Annotated in this window: 22 protein-coding genes and 1 tRNA gene; 15 read left to right on the forward strand and 8 right to left on the reverse strand. The window is 58.7% G+C overall.

Annotated features, from left to right (window positions below; translation table 11 throughout):
* Positions 1-17: 17 nt before the first annotated feature.
* The 5 genes from purH (at position 18) to GOX73_RS07530 (ending at position 5,370) form a co-directional block, all read left to right on the forward strand.
* On the forward strand, positions 18-1,607 hold the full coding sequence (gene purH / locus GOX73_RS07510; RefSeq protein ID WP_171124224.1) for a bifunctional phosphoribosylaminoimidazolecarboxamide formyltransferase/IMP cyclohydrolase: 1,590 nt from the start codon (positions 18-20) through the stop codon (positions 1,605-1,607).
* The gene (lspA, locus tag GOX73_RS07515) at positions 1,607-2,077 is read left to right on the forward strand and encodes a signal peptidase II (protein WP_171124226.1); all 471 of its coding nucleotides are present in this window, start codon (positions 1,607-1,609) and stop codon (positions 2,075-2,077) included. The genes purH and lspA overlap by 1 nt, the downstream gene beginning before the upstream one ends.
* Before the next feature lie 50 nt (positions 2,078-2,127).
* Positions 2,128-2,646, forward strand: coding sequence for a DUF3035 domain-containing protein (locus tag GOX73_RS07520; protein ID WP_171122891.1), 519 nt, complete (start codon positions 2,128-2,130; stop codon positions 2,644-2,646).
* Between the two features lie 82 nt (positions 2,647-2,728).
* Positions 2,729-4,069 (forward strand): pitrilysin family protein, encoded by a 1,341-nt coding sequence (locus tag GOX73_RS07525; protein WP_171124228.1) that lies wholly within the window; start codon positions 2,729-2,731, stop codon positions 4,067-4,069.
* Positions 4,066-5,370 carry a pitrilysin family protein gene (locus tag GOX73_RS07530; protein WP_171124230.1) on the forward strand — a complete coding sequence of 435 codons (1,305 nt, stop codon included), beginning with the start codon at positions 4,066-4,068 and terminating at the stop codon, positions 5,368-5,370. The genes GOX73_RS07525 and GOX73_RS07530 overlap by 4 nt, the downstream gene beginning before the upstream one ends.
* A 3-nt stretch (positions 5,371-5,373) precedes the next feature.
* Here GOX73_RS07530 and GOX73_RS07535 read toward each other — a convergent pair whose 3' ends face one another.
* The 3 genes from GOX73_RS07535 to deoC form a co-directional block, all read right to left on the reverse strand.
* Positions 5,374-6,105 (reverse strand): cyclic nucleotide-binding domain-containing protein, encoded by a 732-nt coding sequence (locus GOX73_RS07535; protein WP_171124231.1) that lies wholly within the window; start codon positions 6,103-6,105, stop codon positions 5,374-5,376.
* A gap of 137 nt (positions 6,106-6,242) precedes the next feature.
* The gene (locus tag GOX73_RS07540) at positions 6,243-8,576 is read right to left on the reverse strand and encodes an aldehyde dehydrogenase family protein (protein ID WP_171124233.1); all 2,334 of its coding nucleotides are present in this window, start codon (positions 8,574-8,576) and stop codon (positions 6,243-6,245) included.
* Between the two features lie 10 nt (positions 8,577-8,586).
* Positions 8,587-9,585 carry a deoxyribose-phosphate aldolase gene (deoC, locus tag GOX73_RS07545; RefSeq protein ID WP_171124235.1) on the reverse strand — a complete coding sequence of 333 codons (999 nt, stop codon included), beginning with the start codon at positions 9,583-9,585 and terminating at the stop codon, positions 8,587-8,589.
* A 199-nt stretch (positions 9,586-9,784) separates the two neighbouring features.
* On the opposite strand from deoC, the gene GOX73_RS07550 reads away from it, so the two are divergent.
* The 6 genes from GOX73_RS07550 to GOX73_RS07575 all read left to right on the forward strand — a co-directional run bounded on the left by GOX73_RS07550 (position 9,785) and on the right by GOX73_RS07575 (position 17,101).
* Complete coding sequence (locus GOX73_RS07550; protein WP_171124237.1) at positions 9,785-10,738, forward strand: metal ABC transporter solute-binding protein, Zn/Mn family; 954 nt, start codon at positions 9,785-9,787, stop codon at positions 10,736-10,738.
* Between the two features lie 3 nt (positions 10,739-10,741).
* Positions 10,742-11,545: a metal ABC transporter ATP-binding protein gene (locus GOX73_RS07555; RefSeq protein WP_171124668.1), complete on the forward strand. Its 804-nt coding sequence runs from the start codon at positions 10,742-10,744 to the stop codon at positions 11,543-11,545.
* A 2-nt stretch (positions 11,546-11,547) separates the two neighbouring features.
* Entirely contained in the window at positions 11,548-12,753 is a 1,206-nt protein-coding gene (locus GOX73_RS07560) for a metal ABC transporter permease (RefSeq protein WP_171124239.1), read from the forward strand.
* Positions 12,750-13,679, forward strand: a complete 930-nt coding sequence (locus GOX73_RS07565) for a metal ABC transporter permease (RefSeq protein WP_171124240.1) — start codon at positions 12,750-12,752, stop codon at positions 13,677-13,679. Before GOX73_RS07560 ends, GOX73_RS07565 begins: the two co-directional genes overlap by 4 nt.
* Before the next feature lie 280 nt (positions 13,680-13,959).
* Positions 13,960-15,819 carry a DNA mismatch repair endonuclease MutL gene (gene mutL, locus GOX73_RS07570; protein ID WP_171124242.1) on the forward strand — a complete coding sequence of 620 codons (1,860 nt, stop codon included), beginning with the start codon at positions 13,960-13,962 and terminating at the stop codon, positions 15,817-15,819.
* Between the two features lie 52 nt (positions 15,820-15,871).
* Positions 15,872-17,101, forward strand: a complete 1,230-nt coding sequence (locus GOX73_RS07575) for a DNA recombination protein RmuC (RefSeq protein WP_171134843.1) — start codon at positions 15,872-15,874, stop codon at positions 17,099-17,101.
* Between the two features lie 3 nt (positions 17,102-17,104).
* On the opposite strand, the gene GOX73_RS07580 is transcribed toward GOX73_RS07575, so the two are convergent.
* From GOX73_RS07580 to GOX73_RS07590, 3 genes are read right to left on the reverse strand one after another with little or no spacing between them, the layout of a single operon-like run.
* On the reverse strand, positions 17,105-17,506 hold the full coding sequence (locus GOX73_RS07580; RefSeq protein WP_171124247.1) for a hypothetical protein: 402 nt from the start codon (positions 17,504-17,506) through the stop codon (positions 17,105-17,107).
* Between the two features lie 59 nt (positions 17,507-17,565).
* Positions 17,566-18,216, reverse strand: coding sequence for a ChrR family anti-sigma-E factor (locus GOX73_RS07585; RefSeq protein WP_171124249.1), 651 nt, complete (start codon positions 18,214-18,216; stop codon positions 17,566-17,568).
* Positions 18,217-18,226: 10 nt separating this feature from the next.
* Positions 18,227-18,883 carry a sigma-70 family RNA polymerase sigma factor gene (locus tag GOX73_RS07590; protein WP_171124670.1) on the reverse strand — a complete coding sequence of 219 codons (657 nt, stop codon included), beginning with the start codon at positions 18,881-18,883 and terminating at the stop codon, positions 18,227-18,229.
* Positions 18,884-19,030: 147 nt separating this feature from the next.
* Between GOX73_RS07590 and GOX73_RS07595 the strand changes: the two genes are divergently transcribed.
* The 3 genes from GOX73_RS07595 to GOX73_RS07605 all read left to right on the forward strand — a co-directional run bounded on the left by GOX73_RS07595 (position 19,031) and on the right by GOX73_RS07605 (position 21,397).
* The gene (locus tag GOX73_RS07595) at positions 19,031-19,804 is read left to right on the forward strand and encodes a DUF1365 domain-containing protein (RefSeq protein ID WP_171124251.1); all 774 of its coding nucleotides are present in this window, start codon (positions 19,031-19,033) and stop codon (positions 19,802-19,804) included.
* Between the two features lie 89 nt (positions 19,805-19,893).
* Positions 19,894-20,211: a DUF3775 domain-containing protein gene (locus GOX73_RS07600; RefSeq protein ID WP_171122860.1), complete on the forward strand. Its 318-nt coding sequence runs from the start codon at positions 19,894-19,896 to the stop codon at positions 20,209-20,211.
* A 106-nt stretch (positions 20,212-20,317) separates the two neighbouring features.
* The gene (locus GOX73_RS07605) at positions 20,318-21,397 is read left to right on the forward strand and encodes a hypothetical protein (protein WP_171124253.1); all 1,080 of its coding nucleotides are present in this window, start codon (positions 20,318-20,320) and stop codon (positions 21,395-21,397) included.
* Between the two features lie 44 nt (positions 21,398-21,441).
* Here GOX73_RS07605 and GOX73_RS07610 read toward each other — a convergent pair whose 3' ends face one another.
* Together GOX73_RS07610 and GOX73_RS07615 are read right to left on the reverse strand one after the other, a co-directional pair.
* Positions 21,442-23,676 (reverse strand): CHASE2 domain-containing protein, encoded by a 2,235-nt coding sequence (locus GOX73_RS07610; RefSeq protein ID WP_371808575.1) that lies wholly within the window; start codon positions 23,674-23,676, stop codon positions 21,442-21,444.
* 33 nt (positions 23,677-23,709) lie between these two features.
* Positions 23,710-24,753 carry a FecR domain-containing protein gene (locus tag GOX73_RS07615; protein WP_254429136.1) on the reverse strand — a complete coding sequence of 348 codons (1,044 nt, stop codon included), beginning with the start codon at positions 24,751-24,753 and terminating at the stop codon, positions 23,710-23,712.
* Between the two features lie 320 nt (positions 24,754-25,073).
* Between GOX73_RS07615 and GOX73_RS07620 the strand changes: the two genes are divergently transcribed.
* Positions 25,074-25,163 (forward strand) — tRNA-Ser (locus GOX73_RS07620).
* The last annotated feature ends 72 nt before the right edge of the window (positions 25,164-25,235 follow it).

Below are 25,235 nucleotides of genomic sequence, written 5' to 3' on the forward strand. Positions count from 1 at the left end.
AAAGGACCTTTGGACCCATGACCGATCTTCACCCCGTGCGCCGCGCGTTGCTTTCCGTTTCCGACAAGACTGGATTGATAGACTTGGGTAAGGCACTGGCCGAGCGCGGGGTCGAACTGTTGTCGACCGGCGGCACGGCCAAGGCGCTGCGGGAGGCCGGGCTTGAGGTCAAGGATGTCAGCGACGTGACGGGTTTTCCCGAAATGATGGATGGCCGCGTGAAAACCCTGCATCCGATGGTGCATGGCGGCCTGCTGGCCCTGCGCGACAATGACACCCACGTTGCGGCGATGGACGAACATGGCATTGGCGCGATCGACCTGCTGGTCGTGAACCTCTATCCGTTCGAGGCGACCGTTGCCAAAGGTGCGGGCTATGACGAATGTGTCGAGAATATCGACATTGGTGGCCCCGCGATGATCCGTGCCGCTTCGAAGAACCACGCTTTTGTCAACGTTGTGGTTGATGTCGAAGATTATGACGCGCTGCTGGCAGAGCTGGCGGCCAATGACGGCCAGACATCCTATGCGTTCCGTCAGACATTGGCGCAGACGGCATATGCGCGCACGGCGGCCTATGATACTGCCGTGTCGAACTGGATGGCCGATGCGCTGGCTGCCAAGGCTCCGCGCCGTCGTGCTTTTGCGGGTGAGCTGAAACAGACCCTGCGCTATGGTGAGAACAGCCATCAGCAAGCGGCGTTCTATACCGATGGCACCAACCGTCCCGGTGTGGCGACGGCCCTGCAGCATCAGGGTAAAGAACTGAGCTATAACAACATCAACGACACTGATGCGGCGTTTGAACTGGTGGCCGAGTTTGACCCGACCCAAGGTGCTGCATGTGCCATTATCAAACACGCCAATCCCTGCGGGGTGGCGACGGGTGCCACGCTGATCGACGCCTATAAGGCTGCGTTCGACTGCGACCGCACGTCCGCCTTTGGCGGAATTGTGGCGTTGAATCAGCCTCTGGACGCGGAAACCGCGCAGGAAATCACGGGCATCTTTACTGAGGTCGTAATTGCCCCTGGTGCCTCGGATGAGGCCAAAGCGATCTTTGCGGCCAAAAAGAACCTGCGCCTGCTGACGACCGAGGCGCTGCCTGACGTGACCGCAGGCGGCAAGACCGTGCGGCAAGTGGCTGGTGGTCTGCTGGTGCAGGACAAGGATAACGGCTTTGTCGGCATGGATGATTTGAAGGTCGTGACCAAAAAGGCCCCGTCTGATGAACAGATGCGCGATCTTCTGTTTGCTTGGAAAGTGGCAAAACACGTCAAATCCAATGCCATCGTCTACGTCAAGGATGGCGCGACCGTGGGCGTAGGCGCAGGCCAGATGAGCCGCGTGGATTCGGCGCTGATCGCCGCCAAGAAAGCCGAGCGCATGGCCGACGTGCTGGGGCTGCCGCAACCGCTGACCATCGGCTCGGCCGTGGCCTCGGACGCGTTCTTTCCCTTCCCTGACGGTCTGATGGAGGCGGCAGAGGCGGGCGCGACCTGCGTGATCCAGCCCGGTGGCTCGATGCGCGATGATGAAGTGATCGCGGCCGCGGATGAGGCGGGCCTTGCCATGGTCTTTACCGGCATGCGCCACTTCCGTCACTGATGCGGTATCGTCCTCTGCTCTGGGCCGCGCTTGCGGCATTTCTGATCGACCAGATCAGTAAATATCTGGTCGTTCACGTCATGCGCGTGGCCGAGGGCAGTATTGACGTTCTGCCGCCCCTGTTAGTGTTCAAGTACGGCGAGAATCGCGGCATCAATTTCGGCCTGTTTCAGGGCGATACGGATGCGGCGCGCTGGGTGCTGATTGGGATTTCTCTGGCAATCTCGCTGGGTGTGCTGATCTGGTTGCTGCGGTCCACACCGTCGAAACTGATGCGGTTTTGCGGCGGGCTGCTGATCGGCGGGGCGCTGGCGAATGTTTTGGACCGAGTGCTGTATGGCTATGTGCTGGATTTTCTGAACATGTCCTGCTGCGGCATCAACAACCCGTTTGTTTTCAACCTTGCCGACGTGTTCATCTTTGCCGGTGCCATCGGACTTGTGTTGTTTGATGGAAAAAAGGCCTCGTGACGCGCCCGGGGAAATGCGATAAAAGCCCCTCAAACAGGCTGGAGACTTTGATGCGGTTGCCGCGTTCCATTATTGCAGTGACATTGGCCGTTGCTACGGCGGGATGCTCTGACATTGGCTTGCGCCATCTTGAAGCGCCCGGCCCGGGTCCGGATGAATTCTCGGTCCTGCCAGTCAAACCGCTGACACAGCCGAAGGATTATCAGTTTCTGCCTGCACCGACACCCGGCGGAGGCAATCTGACAGACCCGACGCCCAATGCGGACGCGGTCGTGGCGCTGGGCGGCAATGCTGCGGCGCTGAACCCAAATACGCCGATTCCGTCGTCGGATGGGGCGCTTGTGACAGCGTCCAGCCGCTATGGTGTGCCAGCGAATACGCGTCAGGTCGTCGACAGCGAAGATGCCGCGTTCCGCAAAAAGCAGGGCCGCTTTACCAGATTGCGCCTGTTCAAGGTCGACCGGTACTCGCAAATCTATCGCCGCCAAGCCCTTGATGCTGACATTCAGAACGAAGCCGCGCGCCGTGCAGGGATAGAGACGCCCTCGGCACCGCCGGTCGATGAATAATCCTTAACTTTTCGTCATCGGCCTTGAACCCGCGCCGCACCACCGTAGTTTGAAGATCACAGAACGAAACGGAGGATGCCCCATGGTTCGGGCCCTGGCATTGTCGGCCGCCCTGATTGCCGCCACACCGGTTTTTGCCGAGGATGGCCTTGAAGCGGTCACTACCTTTACGCTGGACAACGGCATGGATGTCGTCGTGATCGAGGATCACCGCGCCCCGGTGGTGCAGCATATGGTCTGGTACCGCGCTGGGTCAGCGGATGAGCCGATTGGCTCGTCCGGCGTGGCTCATTTTCTGGAGCATTTGCTGTTCAAAGGGACCGATACGCTTGCGCCGGGTGAGTTTTCGGCGACCGTTGCGGCCAACGGCGGCAATGACAATGCGTTCACGTCCTATGATTATACCGCCTATTATCAGCGCGTTGCAGCCGATAGGCTGGAATTGATGATGCAGATGGAAGCGGACCGTATGCGCAACATCCGCCTGTCCGACGAGGACATCCGCACCGAGCGTGATGTGATCCTTGAAGAACGCAACCAGCGCACCGAAAACAACCCGCGCGCCCTGTTTGGCGAACAGATGAACGCCGCGCAATACCTGAACCATCGCTATGGCGTTCCGATCATCGGCTGGCGGCACGAGATGGAAACGCTAGACATGGAAGATGCGCTGTCTTTCTACCGGACCCATTACGCGCCAAATAACGCGATTCTTGTGGTCACCGGCGATGTGCAGCCCGACGCGGTCAAGGAACTGGCGGATCAGTATTACGGCGTCATCCCTGCCAACCCCGACCTACCCGAACGGGTGCGGTCTCAGGAACCGCCGCAAACCGCTGAACGTCGCTTGACCTACAAGGATCCGCGCGTGTCTCAGCCCTATGTTCAGCGCAGTTATCTTGCGCCCGAGCGTGACCCCGGCGCGCAGGAAAAAGCGGCGGCGCTGTTCTTGCTGGCTGAATTGCTGGGCGGCGGAAACACGTCTTACCTGAATGAAAAGCTGCAGTTCGAGGAGCAAAAGGCCATTTACACGGCCGCATTCTACCGTGGGGTGTCCCTGGACGACACAACCTTTGATCTTTTGGTCGTACCGGCGCAGGGCGTTTCCTTGCAAGAGGCCGAAGATGCAATGGATCAGGCCGTAGCCGACTTTATTGCCGAAGGTGTGAACCAAGAGGATCTGGAACGGATCAAGATGCAGCTCCGCGCTTCGCAAACTTATGCGCGTGACAACGTGGACGGCATCGGGAATCGGTATGGCCGTGCCCTGACCAGCGGGCTGACGGTCGAGGATGTTCAGGCGTGGCCCGATATCCTTCAGGCTGTGACCGGCGACGAGATTATCGCAGCCGCCCGTGAGGTCTTGCAGCCGGAATCCTCTGTGACCGGGTGGCTGATGCGTGACGACGAGGTGACGCAATGAAACGGATTTTCGCAACCCTGATCGCATTTGTCATCGCGTTGCCCGCATGGGCCGAGATCGACATTCAGGAGGTCACCTCGCCCGGTGGGATCACGGCATGGCTTGTCGAAGATCACTCGATCCCCTTCACCGCGCTGGAACTGCGCTTTCGCGGGGGTACGTCTTTGGATGATCCCGACAAGCGCGGGGCCACATATCTGATGAGCGGCCTGATAGAAGAAGGGGCCGGGGATATGGACGCCCGCACCTATGCGCGCGAATTGGAATCGCTGGCAGCGTCGTTCAGCTATAATGCGAGCGATGATACGGTTTCGGTCTCGGCGCAGTTTCTGACCGAAAACCGGGATGACGTGATTGATCTGCTGCACACCACGCTCCACGAACCCCGGTTCGATCAGGATGCCGTTGACCGTGTCAGGGGGCAGGTCCTGTCGGGCCTGCGCTCGGACCAGACAGACCCAAATGATATCGCCGGGCGCAATTTTGCGCGCATGGCCTACGGGGACCACCCTTATGGGTCCGAGGGGAAAGGCACCATAGACAGCGTGACGGCCCTGACCCGGGACGACGTAGTTTCGGCCTTTGAGAACGTGTTCGCGAAAGATCGGCTATACGTAGGCGCGGTTGGCGACATTACTGCCGACGAGTTGGGTACGTTGCTGGACAAACTGCTTGCCGATCTACCCGAAACGGGGAAACCCATTCCAGACCGTGCCGAAGTGACCATTCCCGGCGGGATCAGTATTGTCGAATTCGACACCCCTCAGTCGGTCGCTCTGTTCGGACATGCGGGCATTGATCGTGATGACCCCGATTTCTTTGCGGCGTTTGTTCTGAACCACATTCTTGGCGGCGGCGGATTTGAAAGCCGCCTGATGCAGGAAGTGCGTGAAAAGCGTGGACTGACCTATGGCGTGGCAACCTATCTTGTCCCCAAGGATCTGGCCTCGGTCTATCTGGGGTCGGTGTCGTCCTCAAACGACCGCATCGCCGAGGCGGTTGACGTGATCCGAAACGAATGGGCGCGCGCAGCATCAGAGGGCGTCACACAGAAAGAATTGGATGATGCCAAAACCTATCTGACGGGCGCGTATCCGCTGCGGTTTGATGGGAACGGTCAGATTGCCAGCATCATGGTCGGGATGCAGATGGATGACCTGCCGATCGACTATATCTCGACCCGCAACGACAAGGTGAACGCGGTGACACTGGAAGACGTGAACCGCGTCGCGTCAGAACTGCTGGATCCCGAGGGTCTACATTTCACGGTCGTCGGCAAACCCGAAGATCTGGACGGCTAAAGTTCAGGCCGCTGTGGGCCGTTTCTGGGCCTGTAATGTGTGTTTGTTGCTGTTCAACAGCTTTTGTCGCGCATGTCTGAAATGCGCGGCTTTCAATGCGTCGTCGATATGCCGGTTTCGCCGCAGCAGCCGGGACAGGCGGCGGTCGTCGAACACCAAGCAGGTTGTGGGTTCCGTGGCGATCACCGTGGCCGTCGCGGGCAGGCCAAGGCTGAAGGTCAGTTCCCCTAAAATCTCATCTGCACCGCATTGATTGATCACCTGCCCGTCTTTCAGAACCGTTGTGCGCCCTTTTAGGACGAAACCCAGAAAGTCGGTCGTCTCACCTTCTTCGATCAGGATATCCCCGGTATCGAAAGTCTGTATCACAGCCGTGTTCAACAATCTGCGTGCCTGATGGGGCTTGAGCGAGTGCAGGTGTTGCGAGATGAATTGCCGTTCGGCCTCGGAGAAGCGCACCAAATGGCGCGAGAGGTATCCGCGCAACAACCCGATCACAGAGATTGCGATGTAAGACATCTGGATGATCGCCCCGGCCAGATTGAATTCTTCGGCCATGCTGATCAAAACGCAGCCCGCTGCGATGATGACCAGTAAGGGGTAAAGGGCCCCATTGCCCCGGACGATGCCGATCTGCAGCAGAAAGTAGTTCAGGATATAAAGCCCCGCCCCGAACACGCCCACCATTGTGACCAGTTGAAGGGACGTTGGGAAATCTATTGGAAAATTCAGCATGAAAAAGGCCCATTCTGGGATTGAATGGGCCTTAAACTGGGGTGGGGCTGTGAACTTGTATGTGACCCGCGTCACAACATGTTCACGCATGAGCGACCTTTCGCCCGTTTAAAGCAGGCAGGCCGGTCCGCGCCGTCCTATTCGCCGTAGGGGACCCAGATGTTCTTGACCTCGGTCGCCGCCTGCAGGAATTGGCGCGTGTGATCCACGTTCCAATCGGTTGCCTTGGCGTTGTTGACCCATGTCCGCTTGAGGTTCCCGGCAGATACAACCTCAATCTGTTTCGACAGGTCGGTGGACGAGAACGACCAGACCGCATCCACGTTCAGATGCGAGGCCAGCGGTTTTGCCAGTTCCGCATGGCTTCCGGTCAGGATGTTGACCACGCCTGCGGGCACGTCCGAGGTTTCAAGGATCTGGTAGAAATCCGTTGCGGCCAGCGGAAAGGGCTCGGACGCGGCCAGCACCACTCGGTTGCCCATCGCGATCGCCGGGGCCATGGCTGACACCAGACCCAGCAGAGGTGCCTCATCCGCACAAAGCGCGCCGATCACGCCCACGGGTTCTTTCATCGCAATCGCGACACCCCGGATCGGGACGCCATGCACCTGACCGTCATACTTGTCTGCCCATGCGGCGGCGGTGAACAGGCGTTGGATCGAGGCCTCAACCTCGGCCGCGCCGGTTTTGCCGCCGGTCATGGCGTCGATCCGCGCGGCGAATTCACCTGCGCGGGCCGAGAGGTTTTCGCCAATGTAATACAGAATCTGCGCCCGCAGATGGCCGGTAGTCTTGGACCAACCTTTTGCGCCTGCCGCAGCCTCGACCGCGTTACGTACGTCCTTGCGGTTCGCCAGACCCACATGCCCCAACAGGCCCGATTTACCCCAAACGTGTTTGGAATAGCCGCCATCGGGTCGCGCCTGCTTGCCGCCGACATACATTTTTGCGGTGCGGTCGATTGGATCAACTGGCGCACCCTCGCCGGTGGTGGCGTCAAGCTTTGTCAGCGCATTGGACTTGCCCTTGGGCTTGGTATAGGCGGTCAGACCTTCCCAGCCGCCTTCGCGCCCGAACCCGCTTTCACGCACGCCGCCAAACCCGGCGGCGGCGTCGAACAGGTTTGTCGCATTCACCCAGACAACCCCGGCAACCAGTTTCTGCGCAATTTCCAGCGCGAGGTTCACATTCTCGGTCCAGACAGTCGCTGCCAGTCCGTAGCGCGTGTTGTTGGCCAGCTCGACCGCCTCGGACGGGGTGCGGAAGGTGGACGACACCAGAACAGGGCCAAAAATCTCTTCCTGCATCAGTGGGTCCGAGGTTTCCAACCCCGAAATCAGGGTCGGAGGATAGTAGCAGCCATTATCGGGCAACGCGCAATTGGCTTGGTAGAGGTCACCTGCGGTGTTGCTTTCGACCATACCCTTGATGGTCTGCAACTGAACCGGGTCCACAACTGCGCCGACGTCTATACATTTGTCCAGCGGGTCGCCAATGCGCAGGTTGTCCATCCGCGCGCGCAGTTTGGTATGAAAACGATCAGCGATTCCCTCCTGCACCAACAGGCGCGAACCTGCACAGCAGACCTGACCCTGATTGAACCAGATCGCATCAACCAGCCCTTCGATAGCTGAATCAATATCCGCATCGTCGAAGACGATATAGGCGGACTTGCCGCCCAGCTCTAACGTCAGTTCTTTGCCCGAGCCTGCCGTCGCTTCGCGGATGCGCCGCCCCACAACCGTTGAGCCGGTGAAGGCGATCTTGTCCACATCCGAGGCCACGATCATCTCGCCCACCTCGCCATCGCCGGTGACGATATTGACCACGCCCTTAGGCAGCCCGGCTTGCGAACAGATATCGGCAAATAGCAGCGCGGTAAGCGAGGTGTATTCGGCGGGTTTCAGAACCACCGTGTTTCCCATTGCCAAAGCGGGGGCCACTTTCCATGCCAGCATCAACAGGGGGAAGTTCCACGGAATGATTTGACCGCACACACCCAACGCCTGCGCGTCGGGCAACTCGCTTTCCATCAACTGCGCCATGCCTGCGTGATAGTAGAAATGCCGCTGGACCAGAGGGATGTCGATGTCGCGCGATTCCCGGATCGGTTTGCCGTTATCAAGGCTTTCCAGAACCGCGAACAGGCGCGAATGTTTCTGCAATATCCGCGCAATGGCATAGAGGTATCGCGCACGGCCAGCACCGCCCAGTTTCTCCCACTTGGGCTGGGCTTTGCGGGCGGCGGAAACGGCGGCGTCCACGTCGCCCTGCTTGGCTTGGGTCAGCTTGGCCAGAACCTTTCCGGTCGCCGGGTTGCGGCTTTCGAAGCCTTTGCCCGGCTTGGTGAAGGCACCGTCAATATAGTGGCCGAACTTGCCACCCTGATCGACCAGCCATGCCAAAGCCTCGGCAGCGCTTTCGGGGGCGGGTCCGTAGTCCATGGTCTCGAAGATTTCTTTGACTGTCATTGTTCTTTCCTCAGCCCATGGAGTGACGGTAGCCGGCAGAGTATGCCCCGGTGACATAGTGTTCCAACTGTCGTTCAATATCGCCAAGCAGCGATGACGCGCCAAAGCGGAACAGGTCCGGCTCCAGCCAGCGGTCGCCCAACTCATCCTTGATCAGTGACAGGTAGACCAGAGCGTCTTTTGCCTTGGAAATCCCGCCTGCAGGCTTATAGCCAACCCGATACCCGGTGCGGTCATAGTAGTCGCGGATCGCGCGGATCATCACTAGGGTGACGGGCAACGTGGCGTTGACGCTTTCCTTGCCGGTCGACGTCTTGATGAAATCCGCCCCCGCCATCATGCACACGACCGAAGCGCGCGCGACATTGCGCAGGCTGCCCAATTCTCCGGTCGCCAGAATGGCTTTGACGTGGGCATCACCACAGGCGGTTCGGAATGCCTTCATCTCATCATACAAAGCTTGCCAGTCGCCTGACAGAACGTGGCGGCGAGAGATGACAATGTCGATCTCTTCCGCCCCTGCTTTGACGCTTTCTTCGATCTCAGCCACGCGCAGGTGGAACGGTGACAGTCCTGCTGGAAACCCGGTTGAGACAGCGGCGACTGGGATGCCAGTGCCTTTCAGCGCATCAACAGCGGTTTCGACCATATCATGATAGACGCAGACGGCCCCGGTGGTGATCGCAGGCATATCCATCGCCCGCAGCAGCGCGGGTGCGACCGGTTGACGGGCTTTCGCGCACAGGCGGCGCACTCGCCCCACAGTGTCGTCACCGGACAGCGTCGTCAGGTCGATCATCGTGATTGCCTTCAACAGCCACGCGGCCTGATGGTCTTTTTTCACCGACCGTCGGCCCGGTAGGGTCGCGGCGCGGCGTTCGATTGCCGAGGTGTTGGCCTGAACCCCCCGAACCCATTCAAGGTCCAGATCCATTCCAGGGTTCCGGGGTTCGGTCACTTGCGGCAGATGCGCGGTGCGCACGGGGCTGTCTGAGCTCTGCGTATCCATCTTCACATCCTTTGGGAAGTTTGCGCCAAAATCGCACGGGTTGCGCCTAAATGGAAGGCGTGGCGGCCGCCTGGGTGTTTTTTTTGACCAAATGGACAAAATCCACCACCTTTCTTGCGAATAATTCGCAATAGCGTTGACTTAGTTGCGAATGGTTCGCATATTCAGACTCAAGGGGATAGAAAACCGGGGTCACACTATGATTCGTCGTACCTTTATTGCAGCGCTGGCATTTGTCGCTGCACTGCCCGTTACGGCATGGGCCGAGGCACCGCTGAAGGTGGTGGCAACCACGGGTATGATTGCAGACGCCGTTCGTCAGATTGGCGGTGATGAGGTCGACGTCAAAGGCCTGATGGGTCCGGGCGTGGACCCGCACGCCTATCGTCAGACCCGCAGCGATATCGTTGCCATGACCCGCGCTGACCTCATTCTGTGGCACGGGCTGTATCTTGAGGCGCAGATGCAGGACTTTTTTCATGATCTGGGCCGCAAACGCCCCGTCGTGGCGGTGGCCGAAGGGGTAGATACCTCTAAACTGCGGGCGCATGACGACTACGCCGACAAGTTCGACCCGCATGTCTGGATGAGCCCGGCCCTTTGGCGCGACGTGGTGGTCGAGGTGCAAGCAGCCCTGACCGAGGCGCGCCCCGAGGCCGCTGACCTCTTTGCAAGTAACGCACAGGTGCATCTGGCTGAGATTGAACAGTTGGAAGCATATGCTGCTGAGGCCCTTGCCTCTGTCCCCGAAAACAACCGCGTGTTGGTCACAGCGCATGATGCGTTTGGCTATTTCGGGGCTGAATATGGCTACGAGGTGATGGGCATTCAGGGGATCTCGACCCAGTCCGAGGCCGGTCTGAACCGGATTGGTGAACTGGTCGATACGCTGGTGGATCAACAGCTTGGGGCGGTATTCGTCGAAAGCTCGGTCTCTGACAGGTCAATGCGCGCCCTGATTGAAGGTGCTGCCGCACGGGGTCATGAGGTTGGCGTTGGCGGCGAACTTTACTCGGACGCCATGGGCGAGCCGGGAACTTATGAAGGCACCTATGTTGGGATGCTGGATCACAATATCACCGTGATTGCCGGGGCGCTGGGTGCGGATGTGCCTGACCGTGGCATGAACGGAAAGCTGTCTGCGGGGTTTTGAGTGATGCTGGAACTGGCCGCTGATCAGGGTGTTTCGATATCGGAGGACTGTCTTGATGATAGCCCGTTGGCGATCCGGGGTCTGACAGTCTCATACGGCCAGAAACCTGCGGTTTTTTCTGTGGATATGACGGTTCAGCCGGGCGCGATGACTGCGATCATCGGGCCCAACGGCGCGGGCAAGTCCACCCTGCTTAAGGCGGCTTTGGGCATTGTCTCGCCCTTGTCCGGTCAGGTGACGGTGTTTGGCAAGCCGCTGGACAAACAGCGCGAACGGATCGCCTATGTCCCACAGCGGGCGAGTGTCGATTGGGATTTTCCAGCCCGTGTGATCGACGTGGTGCTGATGGGGCTGTCCGGTCAGTTGGGGCTGCTTGGTCGGGTGCGGTTTCGTCACATATCGCGGGCGATGGACTGTCTGCACCGGGTGGGAATGCGCGACTTTGCCGATCGTCAGATCGGTCAGTTGTCGGGCGGCCAGCAACAGCGCGTCTTTCTGGCACGCGCCTTGGCTCAGGACGCAGAGCTTTACCTGCTGGACGAGCCGTTCGCGGGCGTTGATGCGGCCACAGAAAAGGCGATCATAGCGGTGTTGAAGGAGCTGAAAACAGCCGGTAAGACTGTTGTCGCCGTGCATCATGATCTGGCGACCATCACGGATTATTTTGACCACGTCTTCCTGATCAACACGCGCAAAGTCGCCGAAGGACCGGTGTCCGAGGCATTCACCGCCGAAACGCTCCAATCTGCGTATGGAGGCCGCCTTGCTACCGCTCAGATCGACCAGATTTCGCGCGCGCTGGGGTAGACATGCTTTGGGATGCCCTGACCCTGCAGCTTGGCTATAACGCCACGCTGGTCGCCATCGGCGCGACTTTGCTGGGTATTTCGGCTGGCGTCACCGGAACGTTTCTATTCCTGAGAAAACGTGCGCTTGTCAGTGACGCGATCAGCCATGCGACTCTGCCGGGCGTGTGTCTGGCGTTCATGGTTCTGGTCGCGCTTGGGGGCGATGGTCGCAATCTGATCGGTCTGCTGGTTGGGTCAGCCCTTTCCGCTTGGGTGGGCCTTCTGTGCATGAACTGGTTGACCCGGCACACAAGGCTGGCCGAGGACGCAGCGATCGGTGCAGTTCTGTCCGTGTTCTTTGGGTTTGGTATCGTCCTGCTAACGGTGATTCAGACGATGGGTATGGGCCGCCAGGCCGGGCTGGAAGGGTTCTTGCTGGGCTCTACGGCGGGCATGTTGTGGGCTGACGCCATGATTATCGCGGTTGGTGGCGCGGCAACGCTGGCTTTGGTTATGATCATTCGCCGCCCCATGACTCTGGTGGCGTTTGACGCCGAATATGCGGCGGCCCGCGGGCATGTTGTGCATCGCATTGACCTGGCAATGATGGGGCTGGTCATGGCCGTGACGGTTGTGGGGTTGAAAATCGTCGGGTTGATCCTGATCGTTGCGTTGCTGATCATTCCGCCTGTTGCCGCGCGTTTCTGGACCGAGCGGTCGGAACGTGTGGTGCTGCTGGCCGGTCTGACCGGAGGGCTTTCGGGATATCTGGGGGCGGCACTGTCGGCCTCGGCTCCCAATCTGCCAACCGGTCCGATCATTGTTCTGGTCAGCTTTGCCCTGTTTGCAGTGTCCTTATTGCTTGCGCCGGTGCGGGGGGTACTGGCGGCTGTCTTGCGGCATCTCAGATTCCAACGCAGGGTCCATATTCGACAAGGGCTTTTGGCGCTGGCGCAGGGGCAAAAAATCTACGAGCCGTTAACGCTTCGCCTGTTGCGCAACGCGGGGCTGGTCCGGGCCGATGGGGTTGCGACCGAGGCGGGCAGGGCACGCGCTGCAAAGGCGCTGCGCGACGAAAAACGGTGGGAGATCGTCCGGGCGGATCAGGCGCACGAGGCCACGGCTGCCCTGTATGACGGTTTGCGTGACATTGAAACTGTCCTGACCCCAGATCAGATCACCGAAATTGACCGTAAGATCGGCGACCCGCAGGGAGTGACCCCATGAGCGGAGAAGAATTCGTCCCCCTGTCCCTCACGCCATTGCTGATCGGAACTTTTGCGGCCATCGCCTGCGCTTTGCCAGGCAATTTTCTGGTGCTGCGTAAGCAGGCTCTGATCGGCGATGCAATCAGCCACGTTGTTCTACCCGGTATCGTTGTGGCCTTTCTGCTGACCGGAGCGATTTCGACCTGGCCCATGATGCTGGGTGCCGCAGGTGCCGCGGTGGTGGCGGTTATCATGATCGAGGCCATCCGCAGGCTGGGTCAGATTGAATCCGGTGCCGCAATGGGGGTCGTTTTTACCACAATGTTTGCAGCCGGAGTGCTGTTGCTGGAGCAAACTGACACGTCGACCGTTCATCTGGATGTCGAACATGCATTGTACGGGAACCTTGAAAGTTTGATCTGGTTGGACGCGGTGGGATGGGCGTCTGTGTGGGATGTTCAGGCGCTGGCGGGGCTGCCGCCCGAATTGCCCCGTATCGCGCTGACATTGGCCGGTGTTTGCTTGTTCACTTGGCTGTTCTGGAGACCGCTCAAGATCTCTACCTTCGACGAAGGGTTTGCCCGAACGATCGGAATCAGGACCGGAGCGCTTGGCATGGCTCTGGTGATCGTTGCGGCGATTGCGGCCGTTGCGGCGTTTGATGCCGTGGGTTCGATCATCGTGATCGCGATGTTTATATGCCCGCCGGCGGCGGCGCGCATGATGACCAACCGATTGGAAACTCAGATCGCTTGGAGTATCGTTTTCGCGATTGTTTCGGCTGTCGCGGGTTATGTGCTGGCGGGGTACGGGCCGTTGTGGTTGGGCGCTGTAGATGCTGTCAGCGCGGCGGGAATGATCGCAACGGTTTCGGGTTTGATCCTTGCTTGCGCTGCAATTTGGGGCCCTTGTCGAACGCGGACTGGCGCGCCCGGTACGACTTGACTAGGCGTGATCTTGCTATGTGAGGATGCGGTCTTTCGGCTGATCTCCGCCCACCAAATGACCCCGACCAGAGTTTAAGAGTCACATGCGTTTCATCGTGCTACGAACCAATCATTGCTAAAGGACGTCCACCACTCACAATGGTTCGTTCGGACAATCGCGGCGATGTTCGCCGCCTCTCTGTGACACGGCGCGATTGTTCGAACGCCCCCTCGCCCCCCTAAAATCCAGTCCCCAAACCTGTAGCAGAATCGTCTGTGACTGTGCTAGGTCTAGGGGTATGGCGCAGGCAAACCCCAATATCAGCGAAGCTCGACCCGTAATTCGACAGCTCGACGATGCTGCGATCAATCGCATCGCGGCGGGTGAGGTGGTCGAGCGGCCAGCCTCTGCCGTGAAAGAACTAGCTGAAAATGCAATCGACGCGGGATCGACGCGCATCGCCATTGATATTGCTGATGGAGGAAAGACTTTAATCCGAGTCACCGATGACGGGTGTGGGATTTCCGGCAAGGATCTGCCGCTGGCTCTGTCTCGTCATGCGACGTCCAAAATCGACGGATCGGACCTGCTGAACATTCATACTTTCGGGTTCCGGGGCGAGGCGCTGCCGTCACTGGGCGCGGTAGGGCGGCTGACAATCACCAGCCGCGTTTCGGGGACCGAGGCCGCTTCTATCCACGTTGCGGGCGGCAAGACAGACGCCGTGAAGCCCGCCGCTCTGCGTGCGGGGACGGTGGTTGAACTGCGCGACCTGTTCTTTGCCACGCCCGCACGTCTGAAATTCATGCGCACCGATAGGGCCGAGGCGCAGGCCATCACGGACGTCGTCAAACGTCTGGCCATGGCCGAACCGGCGATTACTTTCACCCTGCGCGATGTCTCGGGCGGGGGTGAGGGGCGCGTGACCTTTCGCGCTGACCGCGAGAACGGTGATCTGTTTGATGCCCTGCACGCTCGTCTGGCCCGGGTCATAGGGCGCGAATTTGCTGAGAACGCCTTGCAGATCGACGCCACGCGTGAAGGGATTCGCCTTTATGGGTATGCCGCTCTGCCGACCTATTCGCGGGGCGCGGCGGTGGCGCAGTACCTGTTCGTCAATGGCCGCCCGGTGCGCGACAAGATGCTGACCGGCGCGCTGCGGGCGGCGTATTTCGATTTCCTTAGCCGCGACCGTCACCCGGCAGCGGCTTTGTTCATCGACTGTGACCCGGCGCTGGTTGATGTGAACGTGCATCCCGCGAAATCCGAGGTCCGGTTCCGCGATCCCGGCGTGGCGCGCGGGCTGATCGTTTCGACCCTGCGGCACGCGCTGGCCGAGGCGGGACATCGCGCATCCTCGACCGTAGCGAATGCGACTCTGGGTGCGATGCGGCCGGAACCCGCGCTGCCCCCGCAACCCACCCCGGCGCGGGTGTATCAGATGGACCGCCCCTCGTCCGCCGCGCCACAGGTGGCGTATCAGGCCCAAGCGCCGGGTTTTGCGGAGCTGTCACAGGACTACAGCGGCAGTATTTTGGAACCTGCGCCCGTGGCCACAGAAGAGCCCCCAGCGCAGGATTTGCCCTTGGGTGCGGCGCGCGGTCAGGTGCATGAGAACTATATCATCGCCCAGACTGCAGACGGCATGGTGATCGTCGACCAGCACGCAGCGCACGAGCGGTTGGTTTATGAAAAGCTCAAACATCAGATGGCGGAAAATGGGGTGGCTGCGCAGGCGCTGCTGATCCCTGAGATTGTGGAACTGTCCGATGGCGACTGCGCCCGTCTAATGGCCGTGGCCGATGACCTGTCACGCCTTGGCCTGACGCTGGAACCCTTTGGCGGCGGTGCCATCGCGGTGCGCGAAACGCCGGCCATATTGGGTGAGGTCGACGCCCGGGCGATGATTTTGGATATCCTTGACGAACTGGCCGATCAGGGCGAAAGCCAAACCGTACAGGCGCGGATAGAGGCGATCCTCAGCCGCGTCGCTTGCCATGGCTCGGTCCGGTCGGGTCGCCGGATGCGGGCCGAAGAGATGAATGCCCTGCTGCGCGAGATGGAGGCGACGCCCCATTCCGGACAGTGCAACCACGGGCGGCCAACCTATGTGGAGCTGAAACTGGCTGATATCGAACGTCTGTTCGGACGCAGTTGATCCAGCGCAAGCTGCGCGGTAAGAAGAATAAAACAAGAACGTTCGAGGCGACATGATCGAGATTTCTGGCACACAAATTGCGTTGAATGACCCCGTGATCCTGATCAGCGGTGGCATTGTCGCGCTGATCCTGCTCCTGCTGTTCCTGTCGCTGCGTGCCGCCAACCGTTCGGCACGGATGGCCGAGCCATTGGCGCGGCAGATGGCGCATCTGGGGCAGAATGTGCAGCAGTTGGGTCAAGGGCAGGAGCAGTTGCGCGGTGGACTCCAACATGTCTCGGACACGCAGGCCAATGCGCAGGTGCAGGTGATCCAGACGGTTGAGGCGCGGCTTTCTTCGGTGCAGCAGCAGATGAATGACCGGCTGGCGGATAACGCGATGAAATCCGCCCGCGCGCTGGCCGAGATGCAGGAGAGGATGAGAGAATCACTGCATGGATCGTCGAAACAGACCGCGACCTCTCTGACGCAATTGCAGGAACGGTTGGCGGCGATCGATAAGGCGCAGGACAATATCACCAAGCTGTCGGGCGATGTGCTGTCGTTGCAGGACATTCTGTCGAACAAACAACGACGCGGGATGTTCGGTGAGATTCAGCTAAACGACATCGTCTCGAAGGCGCTGCCTGCTGACAGCTATTCGTTGCAGGCCACGTTGTCGAATGGCAAGCGGGCGGATTGCCTTATCCATCTGCCCAACCCGCCCGGACCCATTGTCATTGACGCAAAATTTCCGTTGGAGGATTTCGAGGCACTGGCGGCGGCTCAAACCAAATCCGACGTCGAAAGGTGCCTGAAGGCATTTGGTGCCGCTGTGAAGGTCCACATCAAGGCGATTTCAGAAAAGTACATTCTGGATGGTGAAACCGCCGATGGCGCGCTGATGTTCGTTCCGTCCGAGGCGATCTATGCCGAGTTGCACGCACGTCTTCCCGATGTGGTCCGCGATGGGTTTGCCGCGCGCGTCTGGATCGTGTCCCCTACCACCTGCATGGCGACGCTGAACACCATGCGCGCGATCCTGAAAGACGCCCGAATGCGCGAACAGGCTGGTGCGATCCGCAAGGAACTAGGAATGCTGCACAAGGATGTCGAACGACTGGGCGATCGCGTGGCCAATCTGGACCGTCACTTTGGACAGGCGGCCAAGGATATCTCGGACATCAAGATCAGTGCCGAAAAAGCCGGGCGTCGCGCACAACGTCTGGACAATTTTGATTTCGAGGAACTCGCGCCAGAGGATCACGCCAACGTGGTGCCGCTTGGTAAAAGTGAGGCTTAAAAGCTACTGGATCGAAAGTTCCAGATTGTACCCAACCGTCTTATCGGAGTCTCGGTCATTGCCCATGAGGTAGACGCGGATCGTGTAATCTCCGTCCTCAGGCAGTTCAACCCGTGCGGTATTTCCGTTGATGGACCCGTTATAGATCGCGGCACCGTCACTGCCCGGAGGCAGGATGTTAAAATAAATTACGCCATACCCGTTGGTGTCGCTGACCTGAAGCTCTGCGAACAGTTCCTGCCCGGCCTTCGCACCCAGTCGGTAGTCAAAATATTCGTTGCCCGTAACGGTTCCGTTGACCATCGTGCCATAGTTGCCTGTCTCGAACTTTACGTCGGCAACGCTCTGAGCGCTGGCAGATGTGGCGAAACCGATACAGGCAAGTGTCAGGGCAAGTGCTTTCATGAATACATCCTCCGATTGCAGGGTCGAAGTCTCAGTATAACACAAAACGGCGACGCAGATCAGATGCGTAGAAAGGGCTGGAACAGGCGCGGCATCAGTTTGTTGAATTTCAGCGGTGCATCCGTCACGGCCAGGCAAATACAATCCTCATAGATATCCGCCGTTGGCGTGTGGTGCAGGTCTTCATCCGCGATCTCGACATCGCCGCGTGCAAAGTGGTCGACTTCGTCCGAGAATGCCCCTTGCAGGACCATTGTCAGTTCCATGCCGTTGTGGCTGTGGTCGGGTACAGCAGCCCCTGCAGGAATAAACAGCAACCGGGCTGTGGCTTCGCGCGTTGTGGGCAGGATCGCTTGTTTGACGCCCATCCCAATCGCGCGCCACTGGATGTCATTCACGTCACCGCCCACATAATCCTGTAGTGGCGCGGGAAGCACGGAACTGGCGGGTCGAGCAGGCTTGGCAATCGGCGCGCCATTGGCGATCAGCGCCATGGTTGCGGCAAGTGAACCGTCGCTCAGCGCAACGCTATCGTCCTGATCTTGCAGGACGCACCCGCCAACGGCCTCAAAGCTCTCGGCGCGCGCGCGGCAATGGTCACACAGGGACAGGTGCGTTGCGACCATCAGGTCGAATGCTTCTGGCAAACCGCCCGCAGCATACGCCATCAGCAGGTCATCTGTCAGGTGATGTTTGATCTTGTTGCTCATCGTCATCATCTCAGTTCATCGCGTGGCGCAAGCGGTCCAGCGCCAGCCGTATACGTGATTTGATCGTTCCCAGGGGCAACCCGGTCTGAGACGCAATCTCGCGGTGACTCAGGTCACCGAAATACGCCTTTTCGATCAGTTCTCTCTGCGCCTGTGGCAACGCTGACAATGCGTCGCGCAATTGCGCGGTTTCCTGTTGCAACGCAATGACGTCATGTTGTTCCGGTTCAGCCTCGGGACCCCAACCCAGATCTTCGGGTTCCGGTCGCCGCTGCTTGCGCAGGACGTCAATGCGTTTGTTCCGTGCGATCGTGAAGACCCAAGTGGCCACTGTCGCGCGCGAGGGGTCGAACAGATGCGCCTTGTGCCACAAGGTCGCCATCACCTCTTGCGCGCATTCCTCGGCCATCGCCGCATCAGACCCCGATTTAATCAGGAACGCCTTGATACGTGGCGCAAAATATTGGAACAGCTCGGCAAATGCCGCCTGATCCTGCGCATCCCGAATGCGGGTGACGTGTTCAACCCACTCGGTCTTGGTATTGCAACTGCCGTTTGCTTCGTTCACCGGCCTGCCCCTGACACGTTCTTTCGCGTGCCAGGTTTTTGCTAGGGGCCCGTCGGCCACCGGTTCATCCAAGCTCGCGGTATCGATCTCGGTAAACATAACCACATTACGCGGGCCTGCCCAAGATGGATCAGTTTCTGCGGCAAATAATAATCCATATGGGCGTTCGTTTCGTAGAATATCTGTATACGGTTTGAGGAAAAGACCGCCGTTTGAACGGTTTACAGTCAGAATGGAAAAGGCCGCATGAACCGGGTCGATCACATTGCAGGGCATACGTTTCACGGCCGCAAAGGGTCGATTGAAAACGCTTTTCGCTATTCTGTCGACTACATCCTGCTGGACCCGGAAAACACCGGGCCCACACCCGCGTTGTTCACCGTCAACGGGGTAAATGTGACGAACTGGCGGGATCGCGATCACGGCGGAGAACCCGGCAAAGGGCGCGGCGCCGCGTGGTTGCGTGAGCAATTCCATGACCTCGGTGTCACGCAGCCGAACAGGATCATGTTATTGACCCAGCCGCGCGTTTTCGGTCACGTGTTCAACCCCGTTAGTTTCTGGTTCTGTTTCGACGCGGAAGACGTGCTTTATGCTGTTGTGGCCGAAGTGACCAATACCTATGGCACGCGCCACAGCTATCTGTGTCACAACCAAAATTTTGCGCCAATTCAGCCCTCGGACCGGATCGTGGCAGACAAGCTGATGCATGTGTCACCGTTCCAGAAGATCGAAGGTGCTTATACCTTCCGATTTGACTACCGCGCGGACAGGGTCGGCGTGTGGATAGACTACGGGCGAAAGAATGGTGGGTTGATTGCAACGCTTACCGGCCCGCGTTCTGCGCTGACGGACCGGACGATCCTTTGGTCGTTGATACGTAGACCGTTCGGCGCGCGGCGCGCTTTTGCCCTGATCCTGTGGCAGGCGCTGAAACTGAAGTTGAAAAAGGCCAGGTTTCGTCCGTTTCGCTCTGCCCCTGTCCCGGATCATGCAGTCTCGCGGGTCCGCGAGCCATAAGCCCGGGTTGTTTGCGTAAGATCAAAGACTCAGGCCCCGGCAGCGTGTTTGTGGTAGGTTGGAAACCGCGAACACGAAGGAGTTGGGCCATGTTGGAAATCTCGGCAAGAAAAGTCGCTCAGGTCGCCATGATGGGGCGCGAACTGGACCGGGCCGAGGGCGAATTGCGCGCTTTCATCGACCGGATGAGCGAGGATGAACAGGCCGAACTGGTTGCCGTCATGTGGATCGGGCGCGAAAGCTTTTTCGCCGAAGATCTGGCCGAGGCCATCGCAACCGCCAAGGCCGAGGCATCAACACCCTGCGCGGATTACCTGATCGGAACGCCGCACCTGTCAGACCATCTTGAGAATGGTTTAGATTCGTTGGGTATCTCGGCTGAAGACGTTGAAAATGACCTTATGTGACGGTCTAGGGTCGGGAAATACCCTCTGATGGCCTGAGTCCATTCGCAAAATTTGCGGCGTTCAGGTACGCTTGCCCCCAAATGCCTTTAGAACGAAAGGGTTTTTGGTGCGCTCAGTGCTGGTCACAGTGGTGGCTTTGGTATTTCTGGCAGGCAGCCTGGCCGGGCCGCGCCCGTCGGCCGCATGCCCGGTTTGCATAACGCTGCCGGAATACTCGTTGGCAGATCGTATATTGTCCGCCCGCGTTATCGTTCTGGCTGCACCGGCTTTGGACAACCCGTTTAGTTATTCACCCATGTCAATTCTGAAGGGCACGGCAGAACAGCTTTCCGCATTGCCGGAAATTCCCTTTCTGGTCGACAGCGTGACCCGATCCGCGTTTCGCACCGATCCCGGCAGACGCGTGTTGATGATTTACGGTGCAGGATATCCGGACAAGGCTGGACGTAGCCTGTCTATGGGATGGAGCAAAGGCTTCTTGATGACGCCAGAGCGTGCGAATTTCGTGGAGGCGATACGCCATCAAGGCGCGTCCTGGGCTTTTGGAAAAACCGACGACCCATCGCGCGTCGCCTTCTTTGGCTCGTATCTTGGGCATGAGGATGCGTTGCTGCGAAACGCGGCTTTGATCGAGCTTCACCGTGCGCCCTATGCAATGGTCCGGCAATTGCGCGATCAGGGATCTTCCGCCGCGTTGCTGCAGGAATTGCGGTCCGTGAATCGGCTGGCCTACGCGCCTGCTGTGATCCGACTATTGGGACTTCAGTCAGACCCCGCGGCCAAAGCCGCCGTCAGAACACGCTATCAGCAGGCGTTGGCCTCTGGCGACACGAACCTTTATGACTGGGCGCTTGCGGGAATAGAGGTTGATGGTGCTGCCGCGATTACGGCGATTGAGGCATCCCTGAAACAGCAGAGCCTGTCCCAGGACATGAAACGCGATTTGGTCCGAGCATTGACCGATGCCGGTACAGCCCGATCAGAGTTTCAGACGCAGATGTTGGACATTTTCAAACGCGAGTTGCAGCAGAATTCATCGCTTGCCGTGTGGATTGCCCTTGCAGCGAAGTCTTGGGAAACGGACATATTGAACCCGGAGCTTCGTTCGATCTTGTCGACAGAACAACTGGAGCCCGCAGCGCAGTTTCTTATTGAAAACACCTTGGTTCAGGTTGAGCAGAACTAACTCTGGGAACATGCAAGTGTACCGAACGGGCGACCGAATGAACGCTATGCGGATGGCTGCCTTTCCCGACCATGATGGCTGAACACCACTTGGCTTGATTGGACGTCCGACCGAAAATCCGCAGCCCGCCCGGGCAGTGAGAGATAAAAGCGTTGAAGGCCGGGTTCGATTTCCTTAGCCATCATGGCGCAACGCTGGCACATCTTTTCGATCTGCACGTGGGATTGGCGGTCCCGCATGGCAGCCACCAGATCACCGTGTGCCGTTGACAGTTTTCTAAATTTCGGACTGTCGAGCACTGTTTTGTCGCCAACCAATGCGTACACGGCTTCGAGATCGGATTTACCCTTGAGATCGACAAACCCGGCCTCAAGCATCGCCAGATCCTGCCGGGCAAGGCGGTGCACCGAGCTTGAGACCAAGATATCGTATTCGACATGGCGACAACTATGTTCGATCCGCGCCGCGACGTTAACAACATCCCCAATAACGGTGTAGTTGAACCGGCTGCGCGACCCGATATTACCCACACAGGCCTGCCCCGTGGCGCAGCCCGTTGCCAAGGCAATCGGAGGTCTGCCTCGCATAACGTCCGATGCATTGAATTCTGTCAGTGCTTTGCGCATCAACAAGGCAGCATACGCTGCCCTGCAAGGATGATCTTCAACGGGCAGGGGCGCATTCCAGAACGCCATCACCGCGTCACCGATGAATTTGTCGATTGTCCCTCGTTCCTTCAGAATCTGATCGCCCACTTGCGAGAACAGCTCGTTCAACAACGCGACAAGATCGGTGGCTGACACGGATTCCGACAAAGGCGTGAATCCCCGGATGTCCGAAAACATGACGGTAATTTCCTGCGTTTCACCGCCCAGTTGCAGACTGTGACCGGATACTTCCATCTCGTCCAGAATCTCGGGGGCGACGTAGTGGGAAAAGACCTGCCGGATTTCCCTTTTCTCCCGCTCGGTCGAAACGAACAAATAGCCGGCAAGCATCCCAAAATTCGCCATTCCGCCCATCAAGGGAAATGTCACATCGAACAGGACAAGCTGGTTCTGAAAGGCCAGCCAACTGGTGCCCAGAACAACACCCGCCGCCGCACCGCCGGCGACGAATGAGGCGACCGCGCCAAAGCTGGACATGACCGCGATCACAATCAGGCCAAGCAGGACAAAGGACAAAAGCTCGAGCGCGGCGGTCACGTCAGACCGGCTGAGCATCTCGCCCGTAATGATCTGTTCCAGCATCTGGGCGTGGATCGACACGCCGGGAACGGATTCCCCCAATGACGTCAGATGCATGTCGAACAGGCCGGCCGCGGAGGTTCCGATCAGAATAATACGGCCCTCGATTTCAGCCCTCAGATCCGGGTCATCCGGGGTCTGCATCACATCGTCGGCAGAGAGGTACAGCTCTGGCTGGTCATGTCTGTACCTGATCCAAACCTCGCCGTTTTCGGTCGTGGGCAGGCGAAAATCCCCCAGTTCGACAGCAAGCATGATGCCTTCTTCGTCGGATGCACCTTCGGCAAGGATAAAAGGCGCGCCGATGGCAACCCTTAGGGCTTCGATCCCCAGGCCGGGCATGGGGCCGCTCGGGCCGCCCCACAGAACTGGAACCCGTCGTACAATTCCAGTGCCCCCCAGAGGTGAGACGTTGACGCCGCCGATCCCGGCGGTGCTGCGATCAAGAGGGGCGGCGATCGGGGTCCAATAAGGAACCGAGATCAAGCCAGCGGTCGGATTTTCCCCAATTTCAATAATCCCTGCCGTCGGACTGACCTGATTGCCTTCGTCAGACAGCCTTGCAGCCGTGCCCATGACTACGGGCCAATTGGCGACCTCCATTCCGAACAGCACATCATAGTCCATCTTTTGCGCGTGATCTTCGACCGTCACCACACCTGCGAGCGCTGGATCATTCAGCAACCGAACCGGAGAATACCTGTCTGGTTCGGCAAAGAGCATATCGAACGCAATGGCTGCGGCACCATATTCGCCCAGGTTTTCTACCATCTGGGCCAATAAGGTTCTGGGCCAAGGCCACTGGCCCCAATTCGCAAGAGACTTTTCGTCAATGTCCAGAACCCGAACAGGCAGATCAGGGTTGTACTCTCTGGGCATGGCGCGCTGAAGAATGTCAAAGTAAACCAGCCGCGTCATCCGCACGGGATAAGGATCCATGACCCTGATGAAACATCCGATCAGGATCAGACCCAGACCCACCAACCGAAAACCACGCCGGCGAGGTGTTCTTTCTTTGGGCTTCACGGTCACGTTAACCTCCGAAGTCAGCGGGCTATGCCCTTGTTAACGCGCTGCTTGATTGCCTTTACCTTTGCCCTTTCCGTGCCCCGGACCTTTGCCCTTTCCGGGATTGCCAAAGCCGCGTGAATTTCTGGTTTGCCCTCCGGGATTGCTGCCATCCCCATGGCCGGACCGGTTTGTCTTGGTTTCTGGCTCAGGTGCCGGAGGTTCCGGTGCCGGTGGTTCTGGCGCAGGCGGTTCCGGCGTGGGTGGCTCTGGTGCTGGTGGTTCTGATGCAGGTGGCTCCGGCGCAGGTGGCTCTGGCGACCGGGGCTCTGGGGCAGGGGGGGCATTGCGAGGCGTTTCGCGGAATGCTGCCCTGCGCGGTCTTCCAGGCGTTTGAAACTGAGCATCAGACTTCAGGACCGGGACCGGCGCAAGCTCTCCCGCGCAACCACCAATGTCGATCTGCAACGGGCTGAGCAAGTTTTCCTGAGACTGAATGAAGGGAAATCCATTGCTCAAAGCCAACTCATAATGTGCTTGATCCACAGGGCGACCGACACTTCCGCTTTCGCTCGTGGCGAACAGGCTGCACTGCCGTCCGGTTGCGCGACAGCTTCCGCTGAGGCTGCACATTTGAACATTTCCTTCCAGCACCAGCATGGCGCTTTGGCTGCCGGGGACGACCCACATGTCAAACGTCGTGCCGCGAACTGCCATCGTCGCGGTCGGCGTTCGGATCGAATAGGCTCGTTTCTTGCTTTTGCCCGAGATAAACCGAAAGCTGCCGCCGAGTGCCTGTACCGCAAATGACTTGGCTTTGCGGTTGCCGCGCAACATCGTCACGTCCAGAACCATACTGGCATTCGGGCCAATCGCGATCTTTGTCTCATCGACAAAAACCAACTGGACCAGTCCATTGCCATCAGTGGATATCGCGTCGCCCGAGACGACTTCCATTCCCGATTCCAATGGCTGCGAATTTCCGGCGCGTGTGATCTTGGCGCCTTGTTTAACTCCGATAACCGTCCCGATGTTGGCAATCGCCTGAACAGGCATAAGAGACACACAAAGAATAACAAAAATAACTCTGAACCAGGCCAAGCGTCTATTCCCCCAAATAGAATATGTCGTGAGCGATGTGCTCACTGCCCGGTTTGAACCTCTGAAAAATCAGTCTTTTTATTGATATGGCTTAAAATATGTCTGACCAAATATGCCTTAAACATCGTGCTTTTGGCAAGTATCCTGACTTTCTGCATGTTTTTCATTGGCTTGGGCGCATATCGAGCGGGGGCTGCTCTGCCATGCATTCGCATGTGACCCAGCTTGGAATATCAAATGAGTGTCGGTTTTTAGAAAATTGGCGAAGCGCAGGAAAATCGCCTTGTATCTGGTGCGCAGGCAAGGATATACCCGCCAGCGGAGACGTGGCCGAGTGGTCGAAGGCGCTCCCCTGCTAAGGGAGTAGGCGGGAAACCGTCTCGAGGGTTCGAATCCCTTCGTCTCCGCCATCAACCGGCGCGAAAATCAAAAAAATGAAGACGAGATAGAAGCTGGATCGTCGCTCTTTTTTCATGAGTGTA

Origin of the sequence: Ruegeria sp. HKCCD7221 (assembly GCF_013031225.1) — a bacterium.
Classification (GTDB): Bacteria; Pseudomonadota; Alphaproteobacteria; order Rhodobacterales; family Rhodobacteraceae; genus Ruegeria.

Bases quoted from the DNA above. Each gene is read 5' to 3' on its own strand.
- GOX73_RS07535 (WP_171124231.1), bottom strand. From the start codon at position 6,105: ATGCTGAATTTTCCAATAGATTTCCCAACGTCCCTTCAACTGGTCACA.
- GOX73_RS07585 (WP_171124249.1), bottom strand. From the start codon at position 18,216: ATGAGCAACAAGATCAAACATCACCTGACAGATGACCTGCTGATGGCG.
- purH (WP_171124224.1), top strand. From the start codon at position 18: ATGACCGATCTTCACCCCGTGCGCCGCGCGTTGCTTTCCGTTTCCGAC.
- mutL (WP_171124242.1), top strand. From the start codon at position 13,960: ATGGCGCAGGCAAACCCCAATATCAGCGAAGCTCGACCCGTAATTCGA.
- lspA (WP_171124226.1), top strand. From the start codon at position 1,607: ATGCGGTATCGTCCTCTGCTCTGGGCCGCGCTTGCGGCATTTCTGATC.
- GOX73_RS07550 (WP_171124237.1), top strand. From the start codon at position 9,785: ATGATTCGTCGTACCTTTATTGCAGCGCTGGCATTTGTCGCTGCACTG.
- GOX73_RS07525 (WP_171124228.1), top strand. From the start codon at position 2,729: ATGGTTCGGGCCCTGGCATTGTCGGCCGCCCTGATTGCCGCCACACCG.
- GOX73_RS07530 (WP_171124230.1), top strand. From the start codon at position 4,066: ATGAAACGGATTTTCGCAACCCTGATCGCATTTGTCATCGCGTTGCCC.
- GOX73_RS07580 (WP_171124247.1), bottom strand. From the start codon at position 17,506: ATGAAAGCACTTGCCCTGACACTTGCCTGTATCGGTTTCGCCACATCT.
- GOX73_RS07555 (WP_171124668.1), top strand. From the start codon at position 10,742: ATGCTGGAACTGGCCGCTGATCAGGGTGTTTCGATATCGGAGGACTGT.
- GOX73_RS07595 (WP_171124251.1), top strand. From the start codon at position 19,031: ATGAACCGGGTCGATCACATTGCAGGGCATACGTTTCACGGCCGCAAA.
- GOX73_RS07560 (WP_171124239.1), top strand. From the start codon at position 11,548: ATGCTTTGGGATGCCCTGACCCTGCAGCTTGGCTATAACGCCACGCTG.
- GOX73_RS07540 (WP_171124233.1), bottom strand. From the start codon at position 8,576: ATGACAGTCAAAGAAATCTTCGAGACCATGGACTACGGACCCGCCCCC.
- GOX73_RS07565 (WP_171124240.1), top strand. From the start codon at position 12,750: ATGAGCGGAGAAGAATTCGTCCCCCTGTCCCTCACGCCATTGCTGATC.
- GOX73_RS07520 (WP_171122891.1), top strand. From the start codon at position 2,128: ATGCGGTTGCCGCGTTCCATTATTGCAGTGACATTGGCCGTTGCTACG.
- deoC (WP_171124235.1), bottom strand. From the start codon at position 9,585: ATGGATACGCAGAGCTCAGACAGCCCCGTGCGCACCGCGCATCTGCCG.
- GOX73_RS07590 (WP_171124670.1), bottom strand. From the start codon at position 18,883: ATGTTTACCGAGATCGATACCGCGAGCTTGGATGAACCGGTGGCCGAC.
- GOX73_RS07600 (WP_171122860.1), top strand. From the start codon at position 19,894: ATGTTGGAAATCTCGGCAAGAAAAGTCGCTCAGGTCGCCATGATGGGG.
- GOX73_RS07575 (WP_171134843.1), top strand. From the start codon at position 15,872: ATGATCGAGATTTCTGGCACACAAATTGCGTTGAATGACCCCGTGATC.